Here is a 26,738-nt window from a genome sequence, read left to right as displayed (position 1 = left end):
GGAGATCAAGGTATGGACCAGCCGAAGTTGAGTGCGGAGTGTTTACGATCCGATCCGAGAGTTGCTCAGGCAAAGCAGTTGTTGCGCGAGACGCTGGCCGAGCATTCAGGCTTACTCTCTCACCGTGATCCACAACCGGGCCTACAAGCAAGCTACCAACAGGCGTTGGAGCAATTCGCCGCATTGCGAGGCAATGCGCTCTACTTTCCCTTCTTGGGTAGCGGGATCGGACGCGGCAGTTTGGTCGAATTGGCCGATGGTAGCGTCAAGTACGATATGATCTCGGGAATCGGCGTGCATGTCTGCGGGCATAGCCACCCGCAGTTGCTCGAAATACTGATCGACGCAGCACTAGAAGATACCGTGATGCAGGGGAATCTTCAGCAAAATCGGGAGTCGCTAGAAGTAAGTCGCCAACTGGTGAAGCTGGCCAGTCTGCAAGGGGCGAAAATCGAGCATTGCTTTTTGACTTCCAGCGGCGCGATGGCGAATGAGAACGCGCTGAAAATCTTGTTTCAATACCGCACCGGATCTCAGCGAATTTTGGCGTTCGATCATGCGTTTGCTGGCCGATCGATGGTGTTGTCGCAGGTGACCGATCGCCCGCAGTATCGAGCGGGACTGCCGGAGACGGTTCCGGTCGACTTTGTGCCGTTCTATGATCCGGCACAGCCAGCGGCAAGTCAGCAGGCGGCCCTGTCGGCGTTACGGGCGCAACTCGCCCGACATCCCCATGCCCACTGCGGTTTTATCATGGAACTGGTGCAAGGGGAGGGGGGGTATCGGACCGCGCCGCGAGAATTTTTTGCGGCCCTCTGTCAAGAGTTACGCCGGGCCGAAGTGCCGATCTTCTTTGACGAGATTCAAACTTTCGGTCGCACGTTGGCCCCGCTGGCCTATCAAATGTTGCAGCTCGACGAGTACGCCGACATTGTGACCGTGGGGAAAATGACGCAAGTATGCGCAACGCTGTTTGGTGAAAAGATGAATCCGCAGCCTGGACTGTTGAGCCAAACTTTTACCTCTTCGACCACCGCGCTATTGGCGGCCAGCTACATCCTGAATCAACTTGCCACCGGTGGATATTACGGACCGGAGGGGCGAAATGCGCAAGTCCATCGACATTTCTGCGCTCGGTTTGAGCAACTTCAACAACGACACCCAGCGGTCATTCACGGTCCTTGGGGCGTGGGCGGCATGGTTGCGTTTACCGCGTTGGATGGCTCGGCGGCCATGGCGAAAAAAGTGCTGTTTGAACTCTTCTCGGCCGGAGTGATCGGATTTGCGGCAGGCTCTGAACCGACCAGAATTCGATTTTTGCCTTCGCTGTTGGCAGTCACCGACGAAGAGATCGCTGCGGTCTGCGACATTCTCGAACAAACGCTGTTGCGACTCGCTGGCGAGCAACCTGGGAGTAGCGTATGAGCGAAGCCCCGCAACTTGTTGTTCGCCCGGTGCAGATCGAAGATCTTGCGCAATTGAATGACTTGGCGCAACTCACCTCGATGGGGCTCACCACGCTGCCGCGTGATCCCGCGCTGATGGAAAAACGGCTACGGCAAAGTGTTCGCTCGTTTGCTGAGATCAACGATGACTCGGTGCAACACGAACTATTTTTGTTTGTGATGGAAGAAACGCACTCGCGGCAAATCATCGGTACTTGCGGGATCGTGCCGAAAGTAGGCGGCTTCAAGCCTTTCTACGCTTATCAATTACGAACCGACGTACACGCATCTGAAACGCTCCAACTGCGCTACGAGCATCAAGTCCTCTATCTGCTACGCGAACATGACGGCCCGACTGAGATCGGCAGTTTGTTTCTGCGGAGCGATCATCGAGGCGGGGGAACCGGACGCGTTCTGTCTCTCTGCCGGTTTTTGTTCATGGCGAACTTTCCTGGATTGTTTGAATCGGAAGTGATCGCCGAGATGCGGGGAGTAATTGACGAACAGGGGAACAGTCCTTTTTGGGACGCGCTGGGACAGCACTTCTTTGGGATCGATTTTCCCAACGCGGACATGCTGAGTCTCTATAACAAAGAGTTTATTGAGAAGTTAATGCCGCGGCACCCGATCTACGTTGCGCTGCTGCCGCAGGAAGCGCAAGCATCGATAGGTGAAGTCCATCGGCTGACGGCTCCTGCGCGACGTTTGTTAGAGAGTGAGGGTTTGCGCTTGCGTGATCTGGTCGACATCTTTGAAGCAGGGCCGATCTTACAATGCAAGCGAGAAGAGATTCGCGCGATTCGCGAGAGCCGTGTGGACGTGATCGCCGAAATTGAAGCACCGGCCGCAGGACTAGGCGCGTTTCGTAAGTGTATTGTCGTGACAGTCGGCTCGTCTTTTCGCGCAGCAGGTGGTCTGCTGCGAGAGCGAGAAGATGGACTCGTAATCGACCAAGCGTTGGCCGCTGCGTTACAAGTGCAACTGGGCGATTCGTTGCGCTACGTTGATCTCAGAGCGGAGGGCTAATGATGCTCTACATCGATGGACAATGGCGCGCTGGGCACGGCGAACCGTTCACTTCGCAAAATCCGGCTAACGCACAAGTTGTCTGGCAAGGCAACGCCGCGAACGACGCCGATGTAGATGATGCTTTTGACGCTGCCACTGCGGCGCAGGTCGGTTGGAGCTCGCTGCCTGGGGAAGAACGGGCCAGTTTGCTGCGGTCGTTCGCCGCTGCGGTTCGCGCCCATCGTGATCCGCTGGCTCAGGCGATCTCGGCCGAAATGGGGAAGCCACGGTGGGATGCAGCGACAGAAGTAGACGCAGTCATCGGCAAAATTGAAATCACGATTGAGGCGCAACAGCGACGGCGCCCTGACGAGACTTCGGACCTGAAAGGACGCATCGGACATACCTGGTATCGTCCTTTGGGCGTGGTCGCCGTCTTGGGGCCTTTTAATTTTCCGGCTCATATCGCAAATGGACAAATTGTACCGGCCCTGCTGGCCGGCAATTGCGTTCTTTTCAAGCCGAGCGAGCTGACTCCTCACGTTGCAGAGCTGACGACCAAGTTGTGGATTGACGCCGGCTTGCCTTCCGGCGTCTTGCAGTTGCTGCAAGGAGGCGCAGCGACAGGACGTTGGATTGCACAGCACGCCGATCTACGCGGACTCTACTTTACCGGTAGCTTAGCGACCGGATTAAAACTGCGTGAAACGCTGGTGCATCGCCCCGAAGTGTTGTTGGCGCTTGAGTTGGGGGGGAACAACCCGCTGGTCGTGCTTGAGCCAGACCAGAATCTGGCGATGCTCGATCAGGTGATTCAATCGGCGTTTCTGACTTCGGGTCAGCGCTGCACCTGCGCACGACGTTTGATCCTGGTGGGCGAGTGCGGCGCGTTTTTGCAACAGTTGCAAACGCAGACTGCGCAGTTGGTGGTTGGCGCAGCCGATGCGACGCCAGAACCTTTTATGGGGCCGTTGATTCACGCCGCCGCGGTGGATCGAATCTTGATCGACCAGCAGCGTTTGCTCGCAGGGGGCGGCGTGCCGATTTTGGAGAGTCGACGGATGCCCCAAGGTGCGGCGTTTCTTTCGCCCGGTTTGATCGACGTCACGACATGCGGATCAAGATCGGATGAAGAACTGTTTGGGCCGCTGCTACAGGTAGTGCGAGTCGACGATTTTGCGGCTGCGATTCACGAAGCGAACCAGACTCGTTTCGGCTTGGTCGCAGGGCTACTGGGAGGGGATCGAGGTGACTTTGAACGTTTCCGCAATGCCGTGAAAGCCGGCCTGGTGAATTGGAATCTACCGACCACCGGAGCCAGCGGCCGCCTGCCGTTTGGCGGGATTGGACAAAGCGGCAACTATCGGCCGGCTGGCTACTTTGCGACCGATTTTTGTAGCGTGCCGGTAGCGGGGCTTGAGCCGGCAGTTCCGCAGGCCGGGAGCGAGCGTTGAGCGGGACGCGCGAAGTTAACTTCGACGGATTATTGGGGCCTACGCATCACTTTGGCGGATTGTCGGTCGGCAATCTAGCCTCGCTTGCTCATGGCCATCAAAGTTCCTCTCCGCGGCGAGCGGCGCTAGAGGGACTAGAGAAGATGAAGCTGGTCGCAGAAATGGGCGTGGTGCAAGCGATCTTTCCGCCGCAACAACGTCCAGCTTGGAAGTTCCTGCGCGAGCAAGGTTTCACCGGCGAGCCGCAGCATGTGATTGACGCGGTCGCGCGACAGCGGCCAGAGCTATTGAGTATCGCCTATAGCGCCTCGGCCATGTGGGCTGCAAATGCGGCGACGGTTTCCCCTAGCAGTGATACGGCGGATGGAAGACTTCATCTGACCCCGGCCAACCTGATCAGTATGCCGCATCGGAAGCTTGAGACAGAGCAGACGACGAAACTGTTGCGGGAGATCTTTGCCGACCAGCGACATTTTGCGGTGCATGACCCGTCGCCAGATCAGTTGGAATACAGCGATGAAGGCGCCGCGAATCATACGCGATTTTGTCCCGGATACGACCAGCCTGGAGTCGAACTCTTTGTTTATGGTCGTAGCAGTGAAGACTCGCAGAGTGCGACGACGCGATTTCCGGCTCGACAAACCCGGCAAGCTTCTGAGCGGATCGCGGAGATGCATGGGCTTTCGCCACAGAGGACCCTCTTTGCTCGGCAAAGCCGTCTAGCAATCGACGCTGGCGTTTTTCATAACGATGTCATCGCCGTGGGCAATGAGATGGTTCATCTGGTCCATGAGAAAGCTTTTGCCGATCAGGCGACAGTCAACAGCGAACTAGCGCGCAGACTTGGCGGTGGTTTAACCACTTTGGAAATCTTGGAGCGAGATTTGCCGCTGACAGAAGCGGTGCAGACTTATTTCTTTAACAGCCAACTGCTAACGACTACCTTAGGAGAAATGACGCTTGTCTGTCCGCTAGAGTGTCAACGCAGCGCTGCAGTGCAGCGGGTTATTGATCGTCTCTTGGCTGAGGAGAATCCGATCGAGCGATGTGAGTTTGTCGACGTTCGCCAAAGCATGCACAACGGCGGTGGTCCGGCCTGTTTACGATTGCGCGTGGTGATGACAGCCGCGCAGTTGGCCGCGGTTCCCCCAGGGCTACTCTGGACACCGCAATTGCACCAGCGTTTACAGGCCTGGATTATCACGCACTATCGAGACCAGCTGAGGATCGCCGACTTGGCCGATCCCGGATTGGTAGATGAAGTGGAGCTTGCGTTTGACGAACTGGGGCGTATCTTAGGGAACGAACGGTTGTTGCCCACGGCTTAACTAGCAATCCGACTTTTGCCGCTCAACTCCGACTGTCGGTACTTTGAAATATTTTGTCAGCGCTTTTGGCGACGAATCCGGAGAACAGTTTGCCGTTAGGCAACGGATAACGTTGAGCGAACTCAAAGTAGCAACCCGGTACGGAATGAATCCCATCGGTAAACTTGACATCGACCGTCGAGGCTTGCGTCGACGATTGTTCGAGGAAGTCACCAGGAGAACCTTTGATCGCTCCTCCTTCGTTGTTGAGTTGAAATCCTTGCTCGACTAGCAACGCATTCAGTTCTTCCAGCGATGCGACCGACTGCAGCGAATTGACGAAAACGGTAAAGTGGTTGGCGCAATAACCATGGGCGGCCAGCCACGCGGCGTACTCACTTTGATCGCGCAGCGACTTCCAGACTTCGTACGAAACCTGCCAAGGTTGACCGGCGCAGCACAGGGGATGGTCCTGGTCGATCGAAGTGAGATCGAATTGTTCGATTAGTTTGTCGACCGTTTGACGTAGCGGCAGCTCAAACTTTTCTAGCAACAACTCACTAATGAAAATCTTGGGAAGCTGGGGATCGGGATGCTCAAAATGTTGTGCGTAGAGCTTCTTTTCGGCAAAGTGATACTCATCCGCGGCGACATAGCCGCCGGCCACAAACGGCTCGGCCAGACGTGTAAGGCCGATTCGCGGATCGTTGAACGTACGAAACGCGATGTGATCGTTGTGTAAGAGATCACCGCGCTGCGCAAGCAGATCGACGATTTGACCTGCTTGAGGGTTCATTTGTCGAAATTTAACCCAAAGTTGTTCGATCAATTCAGAAATGGGCATCGACATGCGATATCTCCGCGTGCAAGGCAGAAAGAGAATCAGCTGGAAATGGATCTTCCTAATTGTACGCAATAGAGCCAAATGCGGCGAATATGCTAGCGAAAACTTGCCGGGTTAGTACAGCAAGAATGGCTCGCGTCGTCGCGCAAAGTCATCCAGCGCCGACTGATACGATTGCTGGATCTGCTCTGGAGAGTCTCCGTTGACGATCTGCTTGAGAACGGCGGCATTGCCGAGCAGAACCGGCATTTGCTTCGTCTCCCAAGCCTCGGGATACAACTTCTGGAGCGCTGCGGCAGTCGCCCAAACCAGATGGAGCGGACGGAAGGTGCGCCAATCGGTGATAATGAAATTGACTCCGCCGCACGTTTTCGACTCGTGCTTGCTGCTGGTTGGCGTGAACTCGATCCCCACTACGCGAACACCTGGCGGATGATACGCTTCGATCGCTTTCGCCAACTGGGCCCCATCAATCCACGGAGCGCCGATCAGTTCAAAAGGGGTGTCAGTCCCTCGTCCGACCGAAATGTTGGTCGTCTCCAGCAGGCCAATCCCAGGGTAGAGGAGCGCCTGGGTCAACGAACGCATATTTGGTGAGGTGTTTCGCCATGGCAGGCCGGTGTCAAACAGCAGATCATCGCGGCGCCAATCTTCCATCGTAATGATCGACAAGTCAGTTTTCAGTTGACGTTCGGCTTTGAGCATCAACGCGAGCTCACCGATCGTCATCCCATGACGAACCGGAATCGAATGGAAGCCGACGAAGGAACGTGCTTCATCATCGAGCAATGGGCCTTCCATTAACTGACCGCCGATCGGGTTGGGGCGATCGAGCACGACAAACCGAATGTTGTTTTCGGCTGCCGCTTCCATCGCCAAGCCCATCGTCGAGATATAGGTGTAAAATCGACAGCCGATGTCCTGGATGTCAAAGACCAGCGTGTCGACCCCTGCCAGTTGCTCCGGTGTCGGCTTGCGTGTTTTTCCGTACAAGCTGCGTACAGGAACGCCGGTGGTGGGATCGACCGAGTCGCCGATCTCGGATTGATCAAACGTGCCGGTCAGACCATGTTCGGGACTAAAGATCGCGACCAGCTTTACATCGGGCGCTTTGGCTAATAGTTCGGCTGTCGAAGTTCCCTCTTTTGTCCGACTCGTATGGTTGGCGATCAATCCCACTTTGCGTCCTTTCAGCGCCGCGAACTGGTCATCCGCCAAAACGTCAATTCCCAACTTGGTGGGAAGCGGTGAAGCCGACGCTGCGGGAGTCACGCAAGCGGCGCTGGCGATCGTGCCGATTTTTCCCGCCAGATCATTGACCGAGCCTTTGCCATCAGGATGGACCCGATTGGAAAGAAACAGGACGATTAAATCGAGATCGGGATCGATCCACAGCGACGTGCCGGTGAAGCCTCCATGTCCGTAGGCGGACGGTGTCATCAACTCGCCGCGATTACGCGAGTAGCCGCTTTGTTTGTCCCAACCGAGCCCGCGAAGATTGCCAACGGCGTCGCGGGGACGTGTCATCTCTTGCAAAGTGTTCGGCTGCAGCAACGGTTTCTCGCTTTTACTTCGCGAGTCTAGCATTGCCTGAGCGTAGATCGCGACATCGTCCGCGGTGCTAAACAAGCCGGCGTGCCCAGCGACTCCGCCCATGGCGCTGGCGCGGGGATCATGCACTTCGCCCCGTAGCCATTTGTCGCCGACTTTTTGGGTGGTGGCCGCATGCTGGCCCCGTTCGGCGGGCGGATTGTAGCCGCTGTTTTTCATCCCGAGCGGCTCAAAGATATGCTGCTGCGCGTACTGGTCCAATGTTTGGCCGCTGACCCGCGCGACGATTTCGCCGAGCAACAGAAAACCAACGTCAGAATACCGAAATTTGTCGCCGGGAGGCGAAAGCAATTTCAGCTCGCAAATCTGCCGATAGGCGTCGGGCCAGCCATTTTTGTAGTCGGACAGCGCATTGTCGGGCGTCAGTCCGCTGACATGGATCATTAATTGTTCGACCGTGATTTCCTCTTTGCCATTTCCACGAAACTCTGGCAAGTAGGTCGAGACCTTTTCACCGAGTCGTACGTCACCGCGCTCGACCAATTGCATGATGCTGGTGGCGGTGACGATCGATTTGGTGATCGACGCCATGTCAAACAGCGTGTCGGTCGTCATCGGTTCGATCGTCGGTTCGATCTGGCGATTGCCAAAAGCTTGTTTGAAGACGATCTTGCCGCGTCGCGCGATCAGCACCACGCAGCCAGGCATCTTCTTTTCGGCGAGGGCCGCTTCGACCTGACGCTCGATGTCGGCGCCAAAGTTGGCCTGCATGCCAACTTCGGTGGGAGTCGCCGTGGGCAAATCTGCCATCGCAGCAGCAGGGATTGCGACCAGAATCGCGGTCCAAATAAACAAACGATGATTCATGAGTGATCCTCGACAGGAGTTTGTTGTGGCGCAGAGGTTTCGCTGGGTACAAGCTTCCACAAAAATATCGCCACACAAAAAGTGCTGGTTGCAGCGATCACCGAAAACCAATATCCGCTGACACCGGTTGTATATTTGACGGTAAGAATCATCACGGCGCCGGTGATCAAAGCGGTATTGGCTTGCCAACTTGGAATTTTGCCGATGGTGATCGCGACAAAAAACAAACCCAAGAGCAGCCCGGCCGAGAATCCGGCGATCGCTAGCGCCTGATCAACGACAGATTCTCCTAATGCTAAATGATAGGCGCCAATCGCCACTCCGGCTTGCAGAATTGTAAACAAGACCGTGAAGATGCGACCCATGAGAAGACGCCGACCGTCGGGCAGACTTTGCCAAGCGTCTCCTCCTAGGTCGTCAAGTAGCGAACTGGCCGAAGAATTTACCGAGCTAGATAAGGTTGACATCGCGGCCGCGAATACTGCAGCGAGGATGATTCCACGAATGCCGATCGGCAAGTTGTCAACGATAAACCGCGCGAACGCCTGATCACCGCGGAGTGCGAGATTGTGGGGCTCGAACTGTGTGAAGTAGCAAGCCAAACCGACGCCGATCGCCAAAAATAGGGCAAATTGCAGAAAGACAATGGGGCCGCTCCAAAAGAGCGCCCAACCGGCTGAACGTTGATTTTTGGCGCACAGGTACCGCTGGACGATCAATTGATCGGCGCCATGCGTAGCAAGGCTGAGCACGGCGCCTCCAAAGACTCCGGCCCACAACGTTAAATGACCATCGGCGGGCAAAAATTCAAAATCAAACAACTGCAAGCGTCCTGTATCGGTAGCGAATTGCAGGTATTGTTGGACGCCTCCGGGAAGCCGCGACAAGATCACGTAAACCACAATCAACGCGCCGCTCATATAAACGGCGAACTGCAAACAGTCGTTCCAAACGACGGAGCGAACACCACCAAATAACGCGTATACGGCCGTCGCAACCGCCAAGATGATGACGCTGACTTCAAACGGCAGGTCGACAATTTGTTGCAGCGCAAGCGCGGTCAGAAACAATCGTAGCCCATCCCCGAGGGTTCGCGCGACCAGAAAAAACAGGGAAGCCAATTTGCGGGTCGAGCTTCCAAAGTTTCGCTGTAGGACCGCATATGCAGTCGAATTTTCATGACGAAAATAGAGGGGAAGCAAGAACATGAGGACGGCAATACGACCAATGATGTAGCCGATCGCCAATTGCAGAAAGCTGAAATTACCTCCCGGCACAAACGCTTTGCCGGGCACGCTTAGAAAGGTGACGGTGCTGGTTTCGGTTGCGACAATCGAGAGGAGCAACGCCCATGACGGCAAATCACGCGATCCTAAAAAGAAATCTTGGGTCGAATGCTGTCCGCGACCGAGCCAAACGCCAAACAAGGTTGTGGCCAGGACGTAACAGGCGATAATCCCGAGATCGACAGGAGAAATTGCTAGTGACGCAACAAAGATCATGCGGTCATTCAGGGACTGGGCGAAATCTTTGATCGGTTGGCGCCGATCCAAGTCGCTGGCAAGGACAAGTTTGAGAACTTCATGTTAAGTAAGTATCGATGCAGCTTGATTTACTTTTAGTCTAAATAGATCGATCGGTTTCGCTAGACGCAAAGGCGCAATATTTTCTTCGCTTTGCGCAAGAAAGCTTCCCCCGCTCCAATCTCCCGGTTAAACTTGTGATACTGATATTTCGTGCATCCGGTCGAAGACGCAAACTCGCATGCTAAAGCATTTAACCACGGAAGCAAGCAACCCGGCGTCGGAGTCTTTGGATGATTTTTCGACGTACGAAATTGTTCAGTTAATCAATAGCCAGGATGCAGGCGTCGCCGCAGCCGTGGGTCTGCAAGCGAAGCAGATCGCCGCGGCGATCGATGTGATCGCCAGTCGTTTTTCTGACCTGGGGCGTTTAATATATGTTGGCGCCGGCACCTCGGGGCGGCTAGGCGTGTTGGACGCCGCCGAATGCCCGCCGACGTTTAATTCGGACCCCAAACAAGTGATCGGCCTGATCGCAGGGGGATCAATTGCCCTGACAACTGCGGTCGAAGGGGCGGAAGATCTGCCAGATCTCGCCGTGCACGATTTGCAGGGGATCGAACTGAGTCACAAAGATGTGGTGGTCGGAATCGCGACCAGCGGCCGAACTCCGTATGTGCTTGGCGGTCTCGACTACGCCCGACAGATTGGCGCGTACACGATCGGACTCTCTTGCAATGATCACGCCGAAATTGCAACGCATTGCGACCTGGCGATCACGCCGGTTGTTGGACCAGAGGTCTTAAGCGGATCAACGCGTATGAAAGCCGGGACCGCGACCAAGATGGTTTTAAACATGCTAAGTACTGGCGCGATGATTCGCCAAGGAAAAACGTTTGGCAACTTGATGGTTGATCTACGCGCAACCAACGTCAAGTTAAACGCCAGGGCGAAGCGGATTGTCGAAGCGGCGACCGATCTGACTGACGCCGCAGCCGATCAACTACTCCAGCAATGCGGCGGTGAAGTGAAAACGGCGATTCTAGCTTACCATGCAGGCAAATCACCGCAGGAAGCTCGCCAATTGCTGCAGCTTGCTGGCGGGCATTTGAAACAAGCGTTGCAACAAGCCGGCGAAGCTTAGTTGGCGAGCATCGTCTCCCAAGTCAATGGAAGCAAAGTCCCTATGATGGGAAGCGAAGCGACCCCAGCCCCGCCTGAATACTTTTTGGGTGTGGACGGCGGCGGGTCAAAAACCTCTTGCTATCTCGGCTGCATCGGACAGGATGGGGAGCTGCAAGTTATCGGCCGCGGGCTCGCATCCGGCAGCAATCCGCGCACCGTGGGAATGGATCAGGCTGTCGCGGCGATTCTGAGCAGCGCAGCGCAAGCCACAGCCGCAGCGGGGTTAAACGGCGCAGTTTGCCGTCGTGGTCTGTTTGCAATCGCAGGCTCGCTGGATCTTGAAATTCGTCGTGAACTTGCCAAACGACTAACAGAGGCCGCAGTCGTCCAGCAGTGCGACGTCGTTCCAGACTTGCTGCCGCTGCTAGAAACAAACGCCGAGAATCCAATTGCGATCGGTTTGATCGCCGGCACAGGTTCGGTGGGGATTGGTCGTAACAGCACTGGGCAGATCGCGATCGCCGGCGGTTGGGGACCGTTGGTCGGGGATGACGGCAGCGGATTTGCGATCGGGAGATCCGCATTGCGACATGCATTGACGCGGTTAGAAAGTGGTCGAGCGGGGGATCGATTGACGCAGAAGATCTGTGAACATCTCCGGTCCGCGACGGCTACCGACATCCGCACTCAGCTTGCACTCGCAATGGATCTACGAAGCGAGGTCGCTGGGTTAGCGAAGGACGTGCTGGAAGTCGCGATCAGCGGCGATGTAATCGCCGCTGAGATTGTCGCTGACGCGGCGCGTGATCTGGCCGATTTGGTTCAACAACTGTGCGCACGACTTCAGCTTGGCGACGGCTTCCTCCCAATCACACTCTCCGGTGGACTATTTCAAGCCGACGATTATTTTCGTAGCCATGTGGAGCAATCGTTAATCGCCACAGGGATTCAATTTGAGCTTCACCAATTACACGACCCCACGATGGCCTGTTTAGCGATGGCGATGCGCGGGACCAGCGGCAGCGAATTGGATTGGCTGCGGTAGCCCAATCATGTCTAGGGCAGCGGAGTGATGCTGCCGCCGGTGGTGGGCTGAGAGCAGCCGGTTGTCTCGGGGATGGTGAGCGGCAAGCCGAGTTGATGTCGAACCGCCAACCAAGCGAAGCATTCCGCTTCGAGCGTATCAGGCGAGAGCCCGCGATCGCTGATCGAACGGACATCCACAAATCGCTCGGCCAGCATTCTCATGATAACCGGATGATGCACGCCTCCGCCGGTCACCCAAACCGTCGCCGGTTCTTGCGACATTCGCGCGACGGCTCCCCCGATAGCTTGAACCGTAACGGCACACAAAGTTGCGGCGCCATCTTCGACACTAAGACCTGAAACATCCACATGATCAAAATCATAGCGGTCGGCCGACTTGGGCAGCGGCTTGCGAAAGAACTCGACCGCCAGCGCTTCGCGAACAATGTCGTCGTGAACTTTCCCTTGCAGCGCCAATCGGCCATCGATGTCATGGCTGAGGTTCGCCATTTCCTGTACCCACTCGTCCAATAGGCCGCAGCCTGGGCCTGAATCCCCGGCGATGATCTCGCCGCCGGTACCCAGCCAAGTGACGTTGGCGACCCCACCAAGATTGAGCACGACAACCGGGACCGACTGATTAGAAAATAATGCGCGGTGAAACAGAGAGACGAACGGAGCCCCTTGTCCGCCGCGGGCCATATCGTGCCGACGGAAATCAGAAACCACCGGTTTGCCGGCGCTTTCGGCTAGTAGCCAGGGATTGCCAATCTGCAGGGTAAGCCCTTCGTCGGGAAGATGGCGAACAGTGTGTCCATGAAAGCCAATCAGCGTGGCTGATTTGGCCAGATCGCCCAATTGCGTCTCTAACGCTTTGACCGCTTTCACGTGATGGAGCGTCAGTTCGCGTTCGACACGTAACAGTTCGTCCAAGCGGACGTTGTGCTGCGAAGCCTCCAGCAGGCGAAGCCGCAGTTGTTCGCCGTAGGGGAGCGTTAAACCGCCATGAAATTCGATATCGCTCTCACCATCGGTGCTGACCAACGCGGCATCTACACCGTCAGCGGATGAGCCGCTCATCAATCCTATCGCAAGATGTCGCATTTGCTTGGTCACGGCGCGAGCTGCTTTCTAGACGCGGGAAATCGATCACTTCTGCGGCAGCACTACACGCAATAACTTACATCAAAGCTCTTGCTCGCCAAAACCGATATCGCCGCGAGCATTTCGCCTGCTTGCCGAAGTGCAGTGATATAGAGAGAATTCTAGATCGCATTTGCGCAGACGCCAAGCAGGAGTCGAGTACAATAACTTCCTGCTAACTGGCTCGACTCACGAGTTCCTGACCCCATTGGAACGTTGCCTTGATCGAATCGGATCCGCATCGACGTGGTGAAAAGCTGCAGATTCGCCAAGTGGCCGTTCTGGTCGAGACCGAGACCAGTTGGGGGCGCCGCGTCATTCGGGGGATCGCCAGCTACGCCGACAAGCATACTCCTTGGCACTTGCTGATCGATCCTCGCGATCATGAGCAGCGATCGTCTTTGCCTGACGGTTGGAAGGGGGACGGCATCATTGCCCGGATTTCGACCCGGCTGCAAGCCGATCAAATCGTCGAAAAGAAGCTGCCGGCGGTCAATGTCGACGATCTCTACGGAGATATCCGCGGCGTGGGCCGGGTGGTGACCAATGAAGCGGCCCGAGCCGAATTGGCGATCGAGCATCTGCTTTCGCGAGGATTCTCCAATTTCGCGTTCTTTGCTCCCCCCAGTCACCGCTATTCCAATCGACGCTGTGAAGAATTTGAACAAGCCGTTGCGCAGCGCGGTTTTGAATGTCATACCTATCGGCCGGGCTATCGCGCTGGGCGAAAAATTAAGTGGAGCGAGCAACAACGCCGCGTCAATCGTTGGTTGACTTCGTTGCCGCGGCCAATCGCCGTTTTGGCGGTCGACGCGCATCACGCACGACAGCTGGCCGAGGTCTGCCATTTTTCGTCGATCCGTGTGCCCGACGAAATCGCGATCTTGGCAGGCGACTCGGACGAGTTGCTTTGCGAAGTTTCGACTCCGCCGCTCTCTTCGATCTCCTTGGCTTGCGAACGCATCGGCTACGAGGCGGCCGCGATGATCCATCGGGTGATGGAGGGACAGCCGCCGTCGACTACGCCGCTCACCATCGCACCACACGGCGTTGTCAGTCGCCAATCAACCGACGTGCTGGCGATTGACGATCCAACGATCGTCAGGGCACTACGCTTCATCCAAAAACATACGCAGCGCGGCATTAGCGTCCAAGACATACTTCGCGAAGTGCCGATCTCGCGACGTAGTCTAGAGATGCAGTTTCGATCCTATCTGGGGCGCTCGCCGGCCGAGGAAATCCGCCGCGTGCAATTAGAACGCGGTCGTGAACTGCTGGGCAATCGCGAATTGTCGATCTCTGAAGTCGCGACGGCCTGCGGATTCTCGAACGCAACCCGCTTTGGGATTGCGTTTCGGAAAAGTTTCGGCACAACGCCGCGCAACTTCCGCAAACGACTATTGGCCGATTAAGGCCAATTAGAAAATTGCTACTTTGCGGCGGCGTTTTCTTGCTGAAGGGACTTGGCCGTCTCTTCGACTTTACGCATGACGCGCAGCAAGTTACCTCCCAGGATCCCTTCGATTTGTTCGGCGTTATAGCCGCGGTCGAGCAAGCCTTGGGTGATGTAGGGATAGCGGCTTACGTCTTCTAATCCTTGCGGCAGCATGCTAACGCCGTCAAAGTCAGAGCCAATCCCCACGTGCCGCCAACCGGCGACCTTGGAGATGTGATCGATATGGTCGAGCAAGTCATGAATGTCGCCAGGTGGAAGCGGGTTGCGGCTGTTCCAGCGTTGTAAACGCAACGCGGCTTCCTCTTTGTCGTACTTTTCGTCCAATTCTTTCCCGAGCAGTTTACCTGCTTCCCAGATTTCCGCCGACTTTGGCACGACAAAAGCCGAGAAAAAATTGACCATGACGATACCGTCATTGTCATGGACACGCTTTAAAACATCGTCAGGCACATTGCGCGGCGTATTGGCGACGGCGATTGCGGATGAGTGAGAGAAGATGATCGGCGCTTGGGTCGCGTCGAGTGCGGCGTGCATTGTTTTCGGCGAGACATGCGACAGATCGACCATCATTCCCAAGCGATTCATTGTCTCGATGACATGCACGCCAAACGGAGTCAGACCGCCATCCACTTGGTCGCCGGTTCCTGATTCGGCCCAACTGAGGCTCGCGTTATGCGTCAGCGTCATGTATCGCGCGCCCAAGTCGTACAGACGCTGCAGGTTGCCGATTGACTCCTCGATGCAGTGCCCACCTTCGACGCCGATCAGCGACGCAATCTTCCCTTGTTTTTCAATCCGTTCGATGTCAGTCACGCTCAGCGCTTGTTCAAAATCGTCGGGATACCGGGCGATCATCGCTTTGACCAGTTCGATCTGCTCCAGCGTGACTAACAATGCCGTGCCGTCGTAACCGGTCTGGACCGGCACCCAAACCGACCAGAACTGAGCGCCCACGTTTCCTTCGCGCAGCCGAGGGATATCGGTATGCAGTTTTGGTTGCGGCTGACTGATGTCGATCCGCGCGAAGTCGCTGGAACCTTTGGTGCGAATCTCCCACGGCAGATCATTGTGCCCATCAATCAGCAAGCAAGCTTGATGCAACTGCTTCGCCGCGTCTGTCAACACAATCGGGTCGCGCGACTTGGGGGGCGAAGCTTGAAAGCTGGAATCTTCGGCTCGGAGCGTTGGCGTCAAGCTAGAACTGCTCGCCCACAAAGCGGCGCCTGCGATAACCAGCCAGGATCGTTGGAACTTTTGCATATTTTGATTCTCTTGAGTTCAAAGCCTAAAAGGGCGGGTTCTAGCCGCCGATGGCGGTGGCAGCTTCTGTTTTTGCGGCTTTTTCGGCCTCTGTTTTCCAGACCCAGCGATACAGATTTCGCGCATCCGTATAGCGAGCTTCGGTCGAACTTGATCCGAGCAAAACCATCAGCAGCCGTCTTTCTTCTCGCTCTGAACAGGCCACCAAGCAGCAACCAGCGGCGCCGGTCGTTCCGGTCTTTACGCCAAGATAGCCTTGCTGCTGGAGCAACTGATTGGTGTTTCGCCAGATCACGTTGCGGTCGTAGCCTGCCTCCGATTTCACCGTCACGGCGTGCTGCGTTGTAGAAACTATCTCGCGAAAACGGTCAGACTTCATCGCGGCTCGCGCCAGAATCGCCATATCGGCGGCGGTCGTCACATGCCCTTTGGCCGTCAGGCCATGCGGATTGCGATACCCGGTTTGCTTCATTGTTAGCGATTCGGCCATCGCATTCATCGCGGTGATAAATCCATCGTGCCCGTTTTGATCCGGATCCATGGTCAGCCGATCACCAAAATGTTCTGCCAATGCGACCGCGGCGTCGTTGCCAGAAGGAAGCAACAAGCCGTAGAGCAGTTCGCCGACAGAAACCTGTTCTCCCACTTTTAAGCCGGAGGTAGAGCCTGGAGTTTGGTCGGCGCTCTCCGAGAACGTGATGATCTCATCCAGGACTTCGGGCGACTTCTCGGCGAGTTGTAGCACCAGATGTGCCGTCATGATCTTGGTAGTGCTGGCCGGATCTCGGGAGATGTTAGCTGCGTCGCCGGCGATGATCTCGCCCGAATCGAGATCGACCACCGTCCAGGCCTTGCAGGTCACAAACGGCAAGCCGTCGAGCGAATCGATTGGTCGCTTCACAGTGACGGTTCGATTGATACTAGCGATATCGGCGACTGCTTCGTCTTCGGTCACGATCGGGCCCAGGGCTTTCCAGACTTCCCGATCCACCACGCCGCTGGTAGCGATCGCTGCTTGCCGTTGAAATCGCAGCAGAGCCGCTTCGGTGCTGGGGCCAAAGTCTCCATCGACTTGCAGTTCTGGCGAGGGAGAGAGGCGCGCGTTGAGCGTGCGCTGAAGCGACTCAACCAAGTCTCCTTGCGCGCCCAATGAAAGCGTTTGAATCGCCGACGAAGGCTTCGTCGCTTTTCCGGCGGTGAAGTATTGATAAACAGTCTGGCCGATCTCGGCGGCCAGCAGTTCTGCTTGATTATTATCCCCCCAACTGCGATCTTCATTCTTCTGCGTGAGTACGCAATACAATACTGCTCCATCGAGCAGGGGGATAATGCCGGCGTCCGTTCGAGTGTCGTTGACTGAGCCTGTCTTGTGCGGCGCTTTCACATCAGCAGGGAGCAAGCGAGTGACTTTGGACTTGTCTTCACAGGCGCTGAGGTGGGTCACGATTTCGTCAGAAGTTGCGGCGTCAATGAACTGTCGCCGGTGCAGTAGTTCTAGCAAGCGGACCATGTCGCGCGCCGTCGTAACTCCTAGACCAAATTGCTGGCTACTCTGCAAATCAATCGAAGTGTCGCGGCGATAGACCTTCGAGTTGAGTTGGGTGTCGCTGCACTCCAGCGAGTCCATTAAATCGTTGGTTGCTTTCAAGCCGATTTGATCGATGACCAGATTGGTCGCCGTGTTGTCAGAATAGGCGATCATCAAACGTGCCGCATCTCGCAGCGGCAATTGTAAGCCTGCTGAAAAATGGGAAGTGAGAATGCCAGAGCCGGGAACCTGGTCTGCTTGCTTCAGCGGGACCAGCGTGTCGAGCGAAACCTGCTTTTCCGCCGCCTGCTGATAAAGCGCCATGAGCAGCGGCAGCTTGATCAGACTTGCGGTTGCTTGAGGGCGACTGGCCTCGTAGGTAAAGGTTGCGCCGCTCGGCAAATGTTTGATCATGACGGCCACTTCGCCGCGATGCCGTTGGATTCTGGGAAGTAGCGCACGACGCAGAGCCGCTTCCATTTGGTCAGGATCTTCTGCCGGCTCAGCCCAAGCGGCAGACAGCGGCAATGCCGCAATCACAAGGAGCAGGGCGAATCGCGTGAACCTGCGACTGCTAATGATGGAAAGCATGCAATTCGCCCCTAAGGAAAAAGCCGAGAATGGATCCGAGCACGTCATACGGCGCACCTACGTCCAATTACGCTTACTTGATGTTAGGCTGCGACAAGCCGGGACCCAAGTGAATGATGCGCAATTAACTATCCCAATTGCGCAACTTCCAAAAAATGGAATTCGCTGGCAGATTGCCGGACTCGATTTCGTCGGCGATGGCACTTTTCAATTCGAACAGGGCCGTTTGCAAGTCTCTGTGTTAGTTGGTATCCCCGACCCAGCGAAGCAGTCATCGGTCGCCGATCCGTCAACCGAGATCCAATCCTTGACAAGTGCAAACAGTAAAACTGCCTGGGGCGATTCGCTAGGTGGTCTCGGTCACGAACTTTTCATCCGTCTTATTGCGGCAGTCCAGGGCCGATCGTGTCGGTAAAATCGTTGGGCCGGACTTTGGTGTTGGGCGCTTCGAGCAGGGTCGCCATCGCGGTTGTCAGGACTTGCTCTGCTTCAGGCGAGACATTCGTGGCCCGTTCGCTGGTCTCGTAGCCTCCCTGCCAATAGGCGAGCCGAGTCCCGATATAAAACGTGCCATAGTCGCCGTAAGCTGCCAGCAAGACGTTTTTGTCAGGCCGCATCTGCTGCGCGGCTAGTTGATATTCGACAAACAACTCACCGGGCAGAAACAAGATTCGCGTGTCGGCAATGCTTAAACAGCCGATGTTCAGCTGCTCGCCAGCTTGCAGGCTGTTGAAGTAAGAGAGCTTGTCGGCAGCGTGCACACGCAATGCCGGCGGCGTCTTTTCGTCGGCGACCTCGGCGGCCAGCGCTTCACCGTCTAAGTGAGACGCCGCAGGCAACTGGACGGCGACGCTGTTCCAAGCGACGTCGGCAGCGGTGATGGATTGCTTTTGTTGCGACTCCCAGGCGCGTCGCATTCCGTCAGCTACCTTGTCCGCCAGCGTCTGACGATTGGCGTGCGAACCGTCGTTGAACTTGCCAGCGCCGATGTTTCCGCCAGCGCCGTTCAAATGCAGATGGAAGACGCCGGTCTGCTGCTGACGCTGATTGCGGGCCATGCCAGGAAAGTCGGGATTGGCGCCGCCGGTGCGATAGTAACTTTGCGGATGGGTCGCATAGGTCGTAATCACCGCGACCGGTTTGTCGCCGTTGTAAAACGCTACCAAACGCAATATCGGATCGATTACGCCGGTTGGCAAGCTGCGGATCTTGGGATCCGCGCAAGCCGTATAGCGCGTCATGACCACTTTGCCGTCTGCATCCAGCATGCGCCGATTGGAAGCGACATCGTGAACCTCCGCAGAGCCAGTCGAGAAGCTGGTGACGGGAGTCGCCTGCTTGAGCGACTCGGCCGCTGCGACGGCGGCCCGATCGATCACGTCATGCAGAAACGGAACGTCATAGTGTTGCTTCTCTGCGTTGTACTTTGCCAGCAGCGCGGCCGAGCCCAGGTCACAGCGCGGCGCATCATGCTGATGCAGCGTATGAACCGCGACGCGATCGATGGTCGTACCAACCGCGGCGGCCAACTTCTTTCGGAAAAAGCGATTAGAATCATTAGCGACTCCGAGCCAATCGACGGTACACAACACAATCGGCTGCTCGGCGCCCAGCAGTATGACGCCGCGGCAACTAAGCGGCGAGGTGATTTCTTTGGTCGGATCATAAGCCAGCGGTGCGCCGATCTGAGGAGAAGCGTCGACGTCAAACGTCGCCAGACGCAGTTCGGCGGCGAAGGTCTTGGAGACGAGCAGGCAACTGATGAGTAGCAGTGGGAACAATCTCAGCGGCGATTTCATCTTTGTTCTCCGGGCAGGTATCATAGGCGAGGAAAGTAACAGGCGGACGAAAAAGATTAATGCCCTTTTTTCGCAATCGCAGAGCATATTGCTCGATTAGCGATGTCTCGTGATATCGACGAGTCTGTTGTTATGGACGATCCACTGGACAATTGCAACTCGCTTTTTGAATATCAGAAGCGCTCTCACGATCTCGGATCGCGCAAACGACGAATGCTGAGAGACTCGCCATTGAGATTTGTAAGAGACACTATTCTCCCACGGCATGTGGCGACTTCTAGATGCGATACGGAACAACATGTGCGAGCGGTTCTGGTGCGAGGTCATGTCGTTCAAATTGGTAGATTTGATCCCCTCTGACGGCTATACTGGTTTCCCTTTGACGAACCCCTCAAAATCCTCGCTTTCTGCGATGCGACTAAGGACAGTTAATGCCAATTCATGATAAGCAGCTTGACGATGCACAAGTGATAGGTGTGCAGTGTTCTTGCGGAAAACGTCTGTCGGCCCCGCCGCACTACGCCGGAAAACGCGTGAAATGCCCGAATTGTGGGCATGCCGTGATGGTGCAAATACCGATGGCTGACGGTGTAAAACGGGTGGGCGCAGACGACGAACCAGAGGGACTAGGCCGAAAAACCCTTCTCACATTATGGGTTGGTGTTGGCTTATTCGTACTCGGTGGGGTTTTGTTTCTGATCTGGTTTTCACATGCGTTGCACCAAGCTGAAATCGTAGCCGCCAACGACAGCATTTCGACTGCGGTCGCCGCTGCCCGGGAATGGATTCGCGGGGACTCGTCGTATGACGGGGAAGCGGTAGAGCGGAGGCTAGTTGAAGCCCTTAATAATCCGGTCGTTACGGAAAGAGAGGAGGGGGATTCGGTTTTGATCGAGATCCGCCGCCGCCAAGAGCAAATCTCCGACGAAAGATCGCAGCGGCAAGCAGCCTCCATATGGAATGAAGCGAAGGAGCGGATTGAAGTAAAACGTGTCGCTGACGCAATTCCTTTGCTGAAGAAATACCTGGCGGAGCCATATGCCAAAGAAAAAGCTATAGCTCAAAAACTGCTCACCGAAGCCGAAAACTCGGTTTCCGATACACTCGCTCTCGAGTCGCTCGTCGGTTTGTCCGAAGAAGAATTTGAGACGGTAAAGACAACTGGCAAGATCGATGATGGCAAAGTAAAAGAACCAGTTCTGGTCGCCATTCGCAGCGAGACGATCCTTCGCAATCTCGAAAAGGCCGATCAGATGCGAGCCGAAGGTCAACGACTGGAGGAGAAGCGAAGATTAGCAGCCGCTCAGTCGCGAATGGAAGAGGATCGCCGTCGAAATCTCGAAATAGAGACGAAGCTCGCAGCTTTGCGGGATCCAGCAATTGTCAGCTTTAAAGATTTGACCAATTTTCCCGAAGACTACATCGGAAAACATGTCCGTATTGACTCGGTATGGTTCGATGGTGATCTGGAGAGAGCACGAAAGATTGGAGTTTTTTCTGTTGGTATAAGTAGTCGGGATGGAAAGCGAGTTTCCAGCGTGTTGCTGCGAGGCGAATTAAAATTCATTGTTTCCGAAGAATTCGGTCGGAAGTTAGACCTCATATTTGAGGCAGACAAAATGGTCGGTACAAACCTGTGTTGCGAGATCGCGAAAATGGGAGATTATCTGGTTGGTCGAATCTATCGGATTGAAACACTAAACCTCAATGGGGACGTACTGGATGCATATGAAGATCCCCAGATTGTCGGAGGAGGCGAACCAAAAAACAGCACTCGAAATATGATCGCACAAGGAACAAAAGATCGTCCTGCGATTGTGATGTTCAAAGACTTAGTGAATTTTCCTGAGACCTATATGGGAGGGATTATCAAGTTAGACGCCGTGTGGCTGCACGGTGGATTTGAGCGAGAGAAAGAAGCGAAAGTCTTTTGCGTAGGTGCGAGCAGCGTCGATGGGAAATACGTCTCGAACGTATTCTACGGGAAGGAGCTGAAGTTTGTTGTTTCAGAAGATTTTGGACGGGAACTTGATTTGGTCTTCGACGACAATGCAAAGGTTTCGGCGAATCTATACTGTGAGATTACCAAAATCGGTGATTCGCCGGTCGCGAGAATTTTCCGCATTGAAACAATGAGCTTATCTGGAAGTGTTGTGAATACCTATCAAGACCAATGACTTTATCGAATACGAGGTAGGAATACGAGAGCATTGGGCCGATTACCCGCTGCGAATTTCGCAATTTAGTGGGTGAGTGAAGCCAACACTGATGGAAGGTCGCTCGCTTGCGTAAACCACTTTTCAAACCAAGCGACGCGAAAGATCTCGACGTATTTGTTGCGTCACGATCTTTGAAGTATTTCCTCTCTGGAGACGATCAATGGATTTCAAAGTCGCTCGGCAGATGAATTCAATTCATGACCAACTTCAAAACTTGGAGTTGGAAGAAACCTACCTAGCGTCAGTCGCCTTCTTCCCCACAAGCAGCGCCATCTCGCGCCATTTCCAGTAACAGTCAACCTCTTCAAAGCCGATCTCGCAGAGCCACTGAAGCTGTGTGCCTGCGTCGAGCAATTGGTTGGATGGATCGTCTTCTTCCAGCGGGATGTGCAGCTCGCTTAAAAATCGCTCATGCATCGTGACCGTCGGCGATGCGACATGCTCCAAATTGCAGAAAACGCCACCGGGACGCAGTTGGGCAAATACCTCTTCGTACAGGGCGCGTTTGCGTTGGTCGTTGCAATGGTGAATCGCAAAGCTCGAAACGATCGCATCAAACGGGCCGAGTTGCGGCAAGGGGTCATCGAGACTGTGCTCGATGAGTTGGACGCGAGGATCATCGCCAAAGCGAGCCTTTGCTTGCGCAAGCATCGTCGCCGAAAAGTCGATGCCAATCCCCGAGGCTTGCGGCAAACTCTCCAGCACCAGACCCAGCAGATGGCCGGCGCCGCAGCCAAGATCTAGCACGCGGTGACAACTGGTCGGCAACTCGGCCAGCAGCGTCTCATCTCCTAGTTGCCGTTGCGTCTGTCGTTTGGCACGCTGCAAATAAGCGAGCGAATGCTCGGGCTTGGTCCACTGGTTGGTCATGGTTTGTCGCCCTAGGTCAGCTGCAGCAATTGTTGATCGCGCCGTCGATTGGCGTTGACCGCTTGCGTTTCGTGCTCGATCGGGATCAAGTCGTAGTGGACGTTGCGCTGCCGAGGAGTATAGCCCAACTCGCTGATCGAATCCCGAATTTGATCGAGAGTCAGATAGTGGACGGTGCCGGCTTCGGCGACGACGTTTTCTTCAATCATCAAGCTTCCCATGTCGTTGGCCCCGTAAAGCAGCGCCAACTGGCCCATCTTCAGGCCTTGGGTTACCCAGCTGGATTGGATGTTGGGAATGTTATCGAGATAGAGCCGTGCGACGGCTTGGGTTTTCAGGTATTCAAACGAACCAGCCGGAGGAACGTCGGACATGTCGGTATGATCGGGCTGGAAAGTCCAGCAGATGAACGCGGTGAACCCGCCGGTTTCGTCTTGCAACTGGCGCAGTCTGTCGAGATGCTCGATCCGTTCGGCCAACGTTTCGACATGGCCAAACATCATCGTCGCCGAGCTATGGCCCCCTAGTTGGTGCCAGACGCGCATCACGTCAAGCCAATCGTCGGTCATCACTTTGCCGCGGGTGATCTCGTTGCGGACGCGATCGACCAAGATCTCGGCGCCGCCGCCGGGCAAACTGCCCAGGCCGGCCGCTTTTAGCCGCGAGAGTACTTCGTGCAGTGACAGTTTGTTGACCTTCGAGAAGTGGTAGATCTCGGGCGGGCTGAATGCATGCATGTTGACCGTTGGGAAGCGGCGCTTCAGGTCGGTTAACATATCTTCGTACCACTCCAGGGTGAACTTGGGATGCAGTCCCCCTTGCAGCAAGATTTGTTCGCCCCCCAGCTCGATCGTCTCTTGGACTTTGGCGATCAGTTGTTCTTGCGAGAGAACATACCCTTCGTCACTTTTGGGGCCACGATAGAAAGCGCAGAAATCGCAGACCGCCGTGCAGACGTTGGTATAGTTGATGTTGCGATCGATGTTGTAGGTGCGATAGCTCTCGGGATGCAGACGACGCGTCACGGCGTCGGCAGCGCGACCCAGCGCGACCAGATCGTGCGACTCTAACAGCTGCAAACCTTCGGCCGGGGTCAAGCGTTCTCCGGCGACCGCTTTTTCAAGTAGCTTCGCAATCATGACGCGTCCATCGATCGTTCGGCGGAGCCAGCCCTCGCTGCACCGCGTGTGCGTGAAACAGGGCCAGACCACTTTCTTCGTCAGGCCCCAAGATAAAGTGTAAGTTGTCTCGCAGGTAAGTTAAGCACTGCGCCGTCGTCAGGCGATGCTGGGGAGCTTCGGCCGCGGCGATTGCTTCTAAATTTTCTAGTCCTGCGTCGCGGGCCGCCGATAATGCAGCGGCGATTTGCGGCGTGTCAAAACCGGGCCTGGCAACCCAAGCGGCGAATACAAACGACTTGCCTGACCAGGTGCGCCATTCTTGTCCCAAATCCCAAACTTCGACAAACTGCTCGTCCGGCGCGTGGATCGCACGATCGCCGATAATCAGCACCGCATCCGCATTGACTGAGTCAAACGCCGCGTCGATCGGCAGCGGCATCAGCTGCGGTCTTAAACCGTAACGCTCAGACAGCAAAATCTTGGACAATGCGGCGCTGGTCCGCGATCCCTCGTCTAAGGCCAACGTTCGAACTTCAGCCGGCGGCTTGCGGAAAAAGAGCTTCACGCTCCAAACCGGGCCGCGGCAAGCGATACAAGCGTCGGACACGATTGCGTAGCTGGGATCTTGAAAAAACTCGACCGACGGAATCAGCGCGACATCCAGATCTCCGGCCGCAAGTTGGTCGGCCAAGCGACTTGGTAAGTCGAATACCAGTTCGATATCGGACTGGGCGGCGGCCAAACCGTAAACCAGCGGTTTCGTATTCAAATAAGAAACCGCGCCGACGCGGATTGTCGAATCTACCTGCATCTGTGCCTGGTGCCTGTCGGTTTGGTCGCGTTGCAGTATGCCCGCCAACGGCTGCCATTTTACTGGGGAGAGCCGGCTTCGCCCAGGCGTGAACCGCGACGCAACATACACCCGGTTAACGGGTTAACCGCACAAGTCATCGCCGATTAACTACCGATCTAGCTGCTTAGATCGCTCGGCAGTTCTTTGATTCCGTTGACTACGATCCGACAAACCGACTGCCAGGGTACGATTTGAATCGTGTAATCGCCCGCTTTGGGGCTGCGTGCAAAAAAGCCAAATTCGGCCGTGGAACGCGAAGGTGAGAAAAATTCCGGCACAAAAATCTCCCCTTCCGGCAGATGAATCTCGACGGTTGCACCAGGGCGCCGCAAGCTCCACAACCGCAGAAATTCTTGAAAAAGCCGGCCATATCCGCTTAGTGAGATGCTGGGAGACGAGCCGCGTGCGGTCGAAGGGCCCAAAACATTGGACGCGCCCGCATCATCTTTCATAATGTCAGGAGTGCCAGAATCGAGCACGCCGCTGGTGCTGGGGCCGATCAATTTGTGGGCCGAAGCAGAAATGCTGACCGACGAGTCCAAACGAGAAGCATCTGCCCCAGCGGGGTGGAGTTCGTCTTCTACATCGATCACCGGAACCCGAAATTTCACGTTACAATGAGGACATTGTCCTGCTTGTCCCTGCAATCGCCGCGGCGCATGCAGCTTGTGCCCATTCGGGCAGAGAAAGACCAGATCTTTTTCTTTAGAAGCCGACACGTAGACCTCACCGTTATCAATGTCGCCAGCGTAATACGAACCACTGGAAATCGCCTATTCTAGCCTAGTACTCGGCGTGAGTAACGCAAATTTAGAAAGATCCTGCATGACTTTACGTCGACTTGACCAAGAGGACGCCGGATTGCTTGCTTTACCGCCTGATTGCTTGACGGGCCGGCTGACTTCGCCAAACTAGACGCAGCGAATCTCCTGCTTTTCTCGACCGGAATATCTTCCCTCATGAACAAAATACGCGTTACTTGTCCACATTGCTTCAAACGGTACGACGTCAGCGACAAATTTGCTGGCAAAGAGGGCCCTTGCCCTAATTGCAAAAAAAAGATCCGGATTCCCACCCTGGACGAACAAGTTGTCATTCATGAGAAAGAGCAGTTTGGCGGGGTTAAGGACACGGCTGGACGGCTCGTTTTTGTGCCGGTCAAGCGTGAAGATGCCGTCTTTTCTCCAATCGCTTTGGGGATTGTAATTGTTGCGTCGATCCTGGTGCTGGGGATCGCGTTTGTCGTCCGCGGAATGGAAGATTCGGCCAAGACCCCGATCCTGGTCATCGGTTCGCTGGCGTTGGCCTTTCCGATCGTTTACGGCGCCTACTGGTTTACACGCAATGACGAGCTCGAAGCGTTTCACGGCGGAGAACTCTGGATTCGCGTATCGCTGTGCGCCGTAGCGTTCGCCGCGATCTGGGGACTGTATGCGTTTGTGATCCCTTATATCAATATCCAACCGGACGAGTTTCCTTATCTTTTGATGTGGGTTTCAGTCTGCATCGCCGCCGGTTCGTTCGCTGCAATGGGCTGCTTTGAGGTCGATTTCATCATCGGCTTTATGATCTACGCAACCTATCTGATCGTCACGGTCGCCCTGCGCTGGATCATGTTGCTAATGCCTCATTGCCCGCGGTGGTGGGAGCCTTAGGAAAGCGGACCGGACTGCAACGTTTTTTTGCGTGCCAGATTCTTCGTAGCCCTAGCGAGTGAGAGAAATTCGGTAGCAAGTAAATGACGAAGC

Annotated in this window: 20 protein-coding genes; 9 read left to right on the top strand and 11 right to left on the bottom strand. The window is 55.5% G+C overall.

The window, feature by feature from the left end; genetic code table 11:
- Positions 1-12 precede the first annotated feature (12 nt).
- Genes SH421x_RS18565 through astB form a run of 4 tightly spaced genes read left to right on the top strand, consistent with a single transcriptional unit; the run spans position 13 to position 5,235 of the window.
- Positions 13-1,425: an aminotransferase class III-fold pyridoxal phosphate-dependent enzyme gene (locus SH421x_RS18565; protein ID WP_488851289.1), complete on the top strand. Its 1,413-nt coding sequence runs from the start codon at positions 13-15 to the stop codon at positions 1,423-1,425.
- A complete protein-coding gene (locus SH421x_RS18560) occupies positions 1,422-2,471 on the top strand; it encodes an arginine N-succinyltransferase (protein ID WP_488851287.1) in 1,050 nt (349 codons plus the stop codon). Before SH421x_RS18565 ends, SH421x_RS18560 begins: the two co-directional genes overlap by 4 nt.
- Positions 2,471-3,907, top strand: a complete 1,437-nt coding sequence (locus SH421x_RS18555; RefSeq protein WP_488851285.1) for a succinylglutamate-semialdehyde dehydrogenase — start codon at positions 2,471-2,473, stop codon at positions 3,905-3,907. The genes SH421x_RS18560 and SH421x_RS18555 overlap by 1 nt, the downstream gene beginning before the upstream one ends.
- Complete coding sequence (astB, locus tag SH421x_RS18550; RefSeq protein ID WP_488851283.1) at positions 3,904-5,235, top strand: N-succinylarginine dihydrolase; 1,332 nt, start codon at positions 3,904-3,906, stop codon at positions 5,233-5,235. Before SH421x_RS18555 ends, astB begins: the two co-directional genes overlap by 4 nt.
- A gap of 22 nt (positions 5,236-5,257) precedes the next feature.
- Here the strand turns inward: astB and SH421x_RS18545 are convergent, their stop codons facing one another.
- From SH421x_RS18545 to SH421x_RS18535, 3 genes are all read right to left on the bottom strand, one after another.
- Positions 5,258-6,064 (bottom strand): DUF1338 domain-containing protein, encoded by an 807-nt coding sequence (locus SH421x_RS18545; RefSeq protein WP_488851281.1) that lies wholly within the window; start codon positions 6,062-6,064, stop codon positions 5,258-5,260.
- A gap of 108 nt (positions 6,065-6,172) precedes the next feature.
- Positions 6,173-8,476 carry an exo-beta-N-acetylmuramidase NamZ domain-containing protein gene (locus SH421x_RS18540; RefSeq protein WP_488851279.1) on the bottom strand — a complete coding sequence of 768 codons (2,304 nt, stop codon included), beginning with the start codon at positions 8,474-8,476 and terminating at the stop codon, positions 6,173-6,175.
- Entirely contained in the window at positions 8,473-9,978 is a 1,506-nt protein-coding gene (locus SH421x_RS18535; protein ID WP_488851277.1) for a sodium:solute symporter family transporter, read from the bottom strand. The genes SH421x_RS18540 and SH421x_RS18535 overlap by 4 nt, the downstream gene beginning before the upstream one ends.
- Positions 9,979-10,240: 262 nt before the next feature.
- On the opposite strand from SH421x_RS18535, the gene murQ reads away from it, so the two are divergent.
- Together murQ and SH421x_RS18525 are read left to right on the top strand one after the other, a co-directional pair.
- Positions 10,241-11,143 carry an N-acetylmuramic acid 6-phosphate etherase gene (gene murQ / locus SH421x_RS18530; RefSeq protein WP_488851275.1) on the top strand — a complete coding sequence of 301 codons (903 nt, stop codon included), beginning with the start codon at positions 10,241-10,243 and terminating at the stop codon, positions 11,141-11,143.
- Positions 11,144-11,185: 42 nt separating this feature from the next.
- Positions 11,186-12,169, top strand: coding sequence for an N-acetylglucosamine kinase (locus tag SH421x_RS18525; protein ID WP_488851273.1), 984 nt, complete (start codon positions 11,186-11,188; stop codon positions 12,167-12,169).
- Between the two features lie 11 nt (positions 12,170-12,180).
- On the opposite strand, the gene SH421x_RS18520 is transcribed toward SH421x_RS18525, so the two are convergent.
- Positions 12,181-13,254, bottom strand: a complete 1,074-nt coding sequence (locus tag SH421x_RS18520) for an anhydro-N-acetylmuramic acid kinase (RefSeq protein ID WP_488856452.1) — start codon at positions 13,252-13,254, stop codon at positions 12,181-12,183.
- Between the two features lie 260 nt (positions 13,255-13,514).
- On the opposite strand from SH421x_RS18520, the gene SH421x_RS18515 reads away from it, so the two are divergent.
- Positions 13,515-14,705 (top strand): XylR family transcriptional regulator, encoded by a 1,191-nt coding sequence (locus tag SH421x_RS18515; protein WP_488851271.1) that lies wholly within the window; start codon positions 13,515-13,517, stop codon positions 14,703-14,705.
- A gap of 17 nt (positions 14,706-14,722) precedes the next feature.
- On the opposite strand, the gene SH421x_RS18510 is transcribed toward SH421x_RS18515, so the two are convergent.
- The 3 genes from SH421x_RS18510 to SH421x_RS18500 all read right to left on the bottom strand — a co-directional run bounded on the left by SH421x_RS18510 (position 14,723) and on the right by SH421x_RS18500 (position 19,927).
- Complete coding sequence (locus SH421x_RS18510) at positions 14,723-16,009, bottom strand: dipeptidase (protein WP_488851269.1); 1,287 nt, start codon at positions 16,007-16,009, stop codon at positions 14,723-14,725.
- Between the two features lie 40 nt (positions 16,010-16,049).
- On the bottom strand, positions 16,050-18,128 hold the full coding sequence (locus SH421x_RS18505; protein ID WP_488851267.1) for a serine hydrolase: 2,079 nt from the start codon (positions 18,126-18,128) through the stop codon (positions 16,050-16,052).
- 380 nt (positions 18,129-18,508) lie between these two features.
- Complete coding sequence (locus tag SH421x_RS18500) at positions 18,509-19,927, bottom strand: hypothetical protein (RefSeq protein ID WP_488851265.1); 1,419 nt, start codon at positions 19,925-19,927, stop codon at positions 18,509-18,511.
- A gap of 431 nt (positions 19,928-20,358) precedes the next feature.
- Here SH421x_RS18500 and SH421x_RS18495 point away from each other — a divergent pair, with 431 nt between their 5' ends.
- Positions 20,359-22,104 (top strand): hypothetical protein, encoded by a 1,746-nt coding sequence (locus tag SH421x_RS18495; protein WP_488851263.1) that lies wholly within the window; start codon positions 20,359-20,361, stop codon positions 22,102-22,104.
- A 273-nt stretch (positions 22,105-22,377) separates the two neighbouring features.
- Here the strand turns inward: SH421x_RS18495 and SH421x_RS18490 are convergent, their stop codons facing one another.
- From SH421x_RS18490 to SH421x_RS18475, 4 genes are all read right to left on the bottom strand, one after another.
- Complete coding sequence (locus SH421x_RS18490; RefSeq protein WP_488851261.1) at positions 22,378-23,016, bottom strand: class I SAM-dependent methyltransferase; 639 nt, start codon at positions 23,014-23,016, stop codon at positions 22,378-22,380.
- Positions 23,017-23,027: 11 nt separating this feature from the next.
- A complete protein-coding gene (gene mqnC, locus SH421x_RS18485; RefSeq protein ID WP_488851259.1) occupies positions 23,028-24,155 on the bottom strand; it encodes a cyclic dehypoxanthinyl futalosine synthase in 1,128 nt (375 codons plus the stop codon).
- A complete protein-coding gene (locus SH421x_RS18480; protein ID WP_488851257.1) occupies positions 24,136-24,948 on the bottom strand; it encodes a menaquinone biosynthetic enzyme MqnA/MqnD family protein in 813 nt (270 codons plus the stop codon). Before SH421x_RS18480 ends, mqnC begins: the two co-directional genes overlap by 20 nt.
- Positions 24,949-25,106: 158 nt before the next feature.
- Positions 25,107-25,709: a hypothetical protein gene (locus SH421x_RS18475; protein WP_488851255.1), complete on the bottom strand. Its 603-nt coding sequence runs from the start codon at positions 25,707-25,709 to the stop codon at positions 25,107-25,109.
- A 240-nt stretch (positions 25,710-25,949) separates the two neighbouring features.
- Between SH421x_RS18475 and SH421x_RS18470 the strand changes: the two genes are divergently transcribed.
- A complete protein-coding gene (locus SH421x_RS18470) occupies positions 25,950-26,645 on the top strand; it encodes a zinc ribbon domain-containing protein (RefSeq protein ID WP_488851253.1) in 696 nt (231 codons plus the stop codon).
- Positions 26,646-26,738: the final 93 nt, after the last annotated feature.

Source organism: Blastopirellula sp. SH421, from assembly GCF_057808535.1.
The sequence above is the reverse complement of the archived record's forward strand: the minus strand, read 5'-3'. Positions and strand labels throughout refer to the sequence as shown.